Origin of the sequence: Candidatus Dedyshia acidiphila (assembly GCF_051025295.1) — a bacterium.
In the GTDB taxonomy this organism is placed as follows: Bacteria; Acidobacteriota; Terriglobia; order Terriglobales; family Acidobacteriaceae; genus KBS-83.
In genome coordinates, this window is sequence record NZ_JBMGJV010000080.1 from 1 (window position 1) to 4,330 (window position 4,330).

5 protein-coding genes are annotated in these 4,330 nt (G+C 61.7%); 2 read left to right on the top strand and 3 right to left on the bottom strand.

Annotated features, from left to right (window positions below; genetic code table 11):
- On the bottom strand, positions 1–979 hold a 979-nt coding region (locus tag AC5IJH_RS18255; RefSeq protein WP_491904253.1), incomplete at its 3' end, for a multiheme c-type cytochrome.
- Positions 980–1,230: 251 nt separating this feature from the next.
- Between AC5IJH_RS18255 and AC5IJH_RS18260 the strand changes: the two genes are divergently transcribed.
- Positions 1,231–1,746, top strand: coding sequence for a pyridoxamine 5'-phosphate oxidase family protein (locus tag AC5IJH_RS18260; RefSeq protein WP_491904254.1), 516 nt, complete (start codon positions 1,231–1,233; stop codon positions 1,744–1,746).
- A gap of 29 nt (positions 1,747–1,775) precedes the next feature.
- The gene (locus tag AC5IJH_RS18265; RefSeq protein WP_491904255.1) at positions 1,776–2,621 is read left to right on the top strand and encodes a formate/nitrite transporter family protein; all 846 of its coding nucleotides are present in this window, start codon (positions 1,776–1,778) and stop codon (positions 2,619–2,621) included.
- On the opposite strand, the gene AC5IJH_RS18270 is transcribed toward AC5IJH_RS18265, so the two are convergent.
- Positions 2,618–2,875 carry a hypothetical protein gene (locus AC5IJH_RS18270; protein WP_491904256.1) on the bottom strand — a complete coding sequence of 86 codons (258 nt, stop codon included), beginning with the start codon at positions 2,873–2,875 and terminating at the stop codon, positions 2,618–2,620. The two genes, AC5IJH_RS18265 and AC5IJH_RS18270, sit on opposite strands and share 4 nt — an antisense overlap.
- Before the next feature lie 226 nt (positions 2,876–3,101).
- Positions 3,102–4,330 (bottom strand): transcription termination factor Rho (rho, locus tag AC5IJH_RS18275; RefSeq protein WP_491904257.1); only part of this gene is annotated, 1,229 nt, incomplete at its 5' end.

The following is a 4,330-nucleotide window of genomic DNA, read 5'->3' on the forward strand; positions in this document are numbered from 1 at the left end:
TTTTTTTCAGCTGCTCGTCATAGCCATACAGGAACGGCACCGCCGTGTTGCCGCCCAGCCACCGGTGCGACACCACGGATCCGTTCTTGGCCGACACATCCGCCTGTACTGCCTGCTCGCGTTGCATGTGGCATGTCTGGCACGTGGACACGGCCGGCTTGCGATAGAACGGCAGTGGCGACTGCTTTGCGAACGATGACTGCTGCCACTCGTCGTAGAGCCCGATCGCGCGCAGCCATTTGTAGTCGTTCAGCGTCTCCGGAATATTCGCCTTGTGGCAGGACGCGCAGTACTCCGGCGTGCGGTAGAAATCCTTCATTACCGCGGCCTTGTGCCGGTCCACATGCGCCGTGATCTCGGCATAGCTCACTTCGCCCGGGATCGGCTTGCCCTGCTCGTCCACCATCACTGCCGGCACACCCATTACGAACGAGCCCAGCCCATATGTTGGCTGCAGCTTCTGGATCGAGTGGCACACCATGCACGTGACGCCATCCTGGTCGAACTCGCGGCTCTCGTGCACGGGGTTAGGCGTCACCTGCCCGGAGAACAGCCCGATCGGATTATGGCAGCCCTCACAATGACGCGAGAGCTCCATGCCCTTCGTGTTCTGCAGCAGGCCGACGTTCTTTGTGTAGAACGGCGTACGGAATGAATTCGAATGCAGCGACTGCCGCCACTGGTGGTATGTCGCTTCGTGGCAGTGACGGCAATACTGCGCCGTCGGAAACGCGCCGGCCTCGATAAAGGTATCGCCCTCGATCTTCGCGTTGCTGGGCAGAAATGGCTGCCCCTTGCCGAAGCGATAGCTGTATGTCTGCTCCACCTGGGTCGCGTACTGCTGGCGCTTCTCGTCCACACGTTCGCCCGCGTGGATGCTCTTGAACCCCCCGGTCAGTGCCAGCACCAGGCCAACAGCGAGCAGCATCCGTCGCACGCCGGGATGTGTGGCACTGCTCGTCGGACCTGTGCGGCGCATGGGCTGTTTTTCGGGGAGCATCGGAGGGAACCGACTCGAACTATAGCGGGCAGCACGCAAGCCTCGCAAGCAATGGCACCGGCGCAAACGCAAGGAAACATTGATAGTTCCACAATTCCACCCTTCGATGGACCACCGTCTCATCCCGAGGGTTGGCCTCCGTGTTCATCCGCTCACGCCCGCTCTCGGACCCAATCCGACGGCGCGCATCCAACCACGTAGTTCCCCTGTGAAAGGAGTCACCCTTCCCCATGTCCGAACCGCATTCGCAAACAGAAGCGACCGACAAGATCTGGAGCCTCATCAAGGACATCCATGTCGCCATGCTGACCACCACCGACCCCAACGGGTCCCTCTACAGCCGTCCCATGGCCACGCAGCAGGATGACTTCCATGGCGAACTCTCGTTCCTGACCAGCGGTCACTCCGGCAAAATCGGAGAGGTCGAAGACAACGCGCAGGTCAACCTCACCTACGTCGACACGCACAAGAGCACGTTTGTCAGCCTGAGCGGCAGCGCCCGGCTGGACCGCGACCGCAATCGCATCCGCGAGCTCTGGCACCCCACCTTCAAGGCGTGGTTCCCGAACGGTGTCGACGACCCGGACATCACCGTCCTGACCGTGCGCGTGGAAGAAGCCGAGTACTGGGACGCTCCATCGAGCGCGCTCATCCGCAACTTCCGCATCCTCGAGCGCGCCGTTCGTGGCGGCGAGGGCAAGGTAAGCGACCACGCACGCATGCCGGTACTGCCCAAAGCATCCTAGTCAGCAGTACGTCACCGACACGGTCTCCTATGCCCATACGCCAAGCCCTTCGCACCATGCCGCAGGAGACACCGCGCAAGTCTGAGGACAGCTCCGACTCCCCTCAGGTCCAGCAGGATCTCGAGCGACCGACAGCGCAGCAGATCTATGCGCAGGTCTCGAAGAATGCGCGCCAGGAGTTGAAGCGTCCGGCACGCGCGCTGGCCGTCTCCGGCTTTGCCGGCGGCATCACGATGGGCCTCACGGGCCTCGCCACGGCAATCGCGCGCGCCGACCTGGGCACCAGTGGCTGGGCCTTATTCGTCACCTACCTGCTGTACCCGGTCGGCTTCATCGCCGTGATCGTCGGCCGGGCGCAGCTATTTACCGAAAACACGCTCTATCCCGTCGCGCTCGTGCTCAGCGAACGGCGGCACTACATGTCCACACTGCGGCTCTGGGCCATCGTTCTTGTCTGTAATTGTCTCGGTGCCCTGGCTTTCGCCGCACTCGCGGTGCGCACCCATGCACTCGAGCCGAAATACGTTGAGAGCCTCTCCGCCATCGGCGTCGAGAACGTCAGCCACTCGCTCGGGGCCATCTTCTGCAGCGCCATCCTGGGCGGCTGGATCATCGCTCTCGTCGCCTGGCTGGTCAGCGGCAGCCACTCGATCAGCGGCTCTGTGATGCTGATCTGGCTACTTGCCTTCGTCGTCGGCCTTGGCCACTTCGCGCACTCGATCGCGAGCAGTGGAGAAATCCTCGGCTCCGTGCTGCACGGCAGCCTGCCTCTCTCACGCTACTTCTGGTGGCTCGGCCCAGCGGTCGCTGGAAACATCGTGGGCGGCGTCGGCCTGGTCACCATGCTCGAGTACGGCCAGGTCGCGGAAGACTAGCGCTCCGGCCCAATCGGCTTGGACGCAGTCTTCACGCGCCGCCGTTCAATCGACGCACGCGCGCTGGTGAACCGCTCCGGCGGCTGCTCCATCAGCGAATGCTCCACCCCGCGCCGGTACCCGCCCGTCCAGATGGTGTACATCACCGCAAGCGCGCAGCCCACCCCCAGCATGAAGCCGAACGCATACCCGAGCATGATGTTGACCAGTGCGTCCATCGTGTTCAGTTCTCGTTGGATCAGCAGATCCCTCACGGCGGGGAGGGCAGAGCGACCCCGTGCCGTGCTGGAAACAGGCAGAGAAGCAGGCACCTTCGCCAATTTCGCGCAGAACGCTGCTTCTGCCTGGAAGCGAACGTAGCTCCCAATCTGCGAGCATGCGAGCAAACGTCCGGCTTCAGTAATTGCTTCGAAAAAGTAAGAGGCGCAGAGGTCGAACAGCCTCTGCGCCCCGCCTCTCAGTTGCTTGTTCCTGAGCCGTCTAGAGCTGGTTCATCTTCTGCAGGAACTCTGCATTGTTCCGCGTCTTAAACTGCCGGTCGATCAGCAGTTCCATCGCCTCAACGGGTGAGAGCGGGTTGAGCACCTTGCGCAGGATCCAGATGCGCTGCAGATCCTCCTTCGGGATCAGCAACTCTTCCTTGCGTGTGCCGGAGCGCTGAATATCGATCGCCGGGAACACACGCTTGTCGACCAGCTTGCGGTCAAGGATCACTTCCATGTTGCCGGTGCCCTTGAACTCTTCGAAGATGACCTCGTCCATGCGCGAACCGGTGTCGACCAGTGCCGTGGCGATAATCGTCAGCGAGCCGCCCTCTTCGATGTTGCGGGCCGCACCGAAGAACCGCTTCGGCCGCTGCAGCGCATTCGAATCCACGCCGCCTGACAGCACCTTGCCCGATGGCGGCACGATCGTGTTGTAGGCACGCGCCAGGCGCGTGATCGAATCCAGCAGGATCACCACGTCGCGCTTGTGTTCCACCAGGCGCTTCGCCTTTTCGATCACCATTTCAGCCACCTGCACATGGCGCGCAGCCGGCTCGTCAAAGGTCGAGCTGATCACTTCGCCCTTCACCGAGCGCTGCATGTCGGTCACTTCTTCCGGGCGCTCGTCGATCAGCAGAACGATCAGCACAACTTCGGGATGATTCGTCGTGATCGAGTTCGCAATCGACTGCAGCAGCATGGTCTTGCCAGTGCGCGGCGGCGCTACGATCAATCCGCGCTGGCCCTTGCCGATCGGCGTCAGCAGATCCATCACGCGTCCGCTGGCATTCTCGTGCAGCGTCTCCATGCGGATGCGCTCTTCCGGATAGAGCGGCGTCAGGTTGTCGAACAGAATCTTGTTGCGTGTCTCTTCTGGCGATTCGAAGTTGATCGCTTCGATCTTTACCAGCGCGAAGTACTTCTCGCCTTCGTGCGGCGGCCGCACATTGCCGCTGATCGTGTCGCCTGTCTTCAGATCGAACTTGCGAATCTGTGACGGCGAGACATAGATGTCATCGGGGCCGGGCAGGTAGTTGTAATCCGGGGAGCGAAGGAATCCGTAGCCGTCGGGCAGGATTTCCAGCACACCTTCCGCGAAGATGTGGCCCTCTTTTTCGCTCTGTGCCTGGAGGATTTTGAAGATCAGATCTTGCTTGCGGAGCCCACTGGCTCCGGGAATCTCAAGCGTGCGCGCAATGCGGCTCAGCTCGGTAATATTTTTTT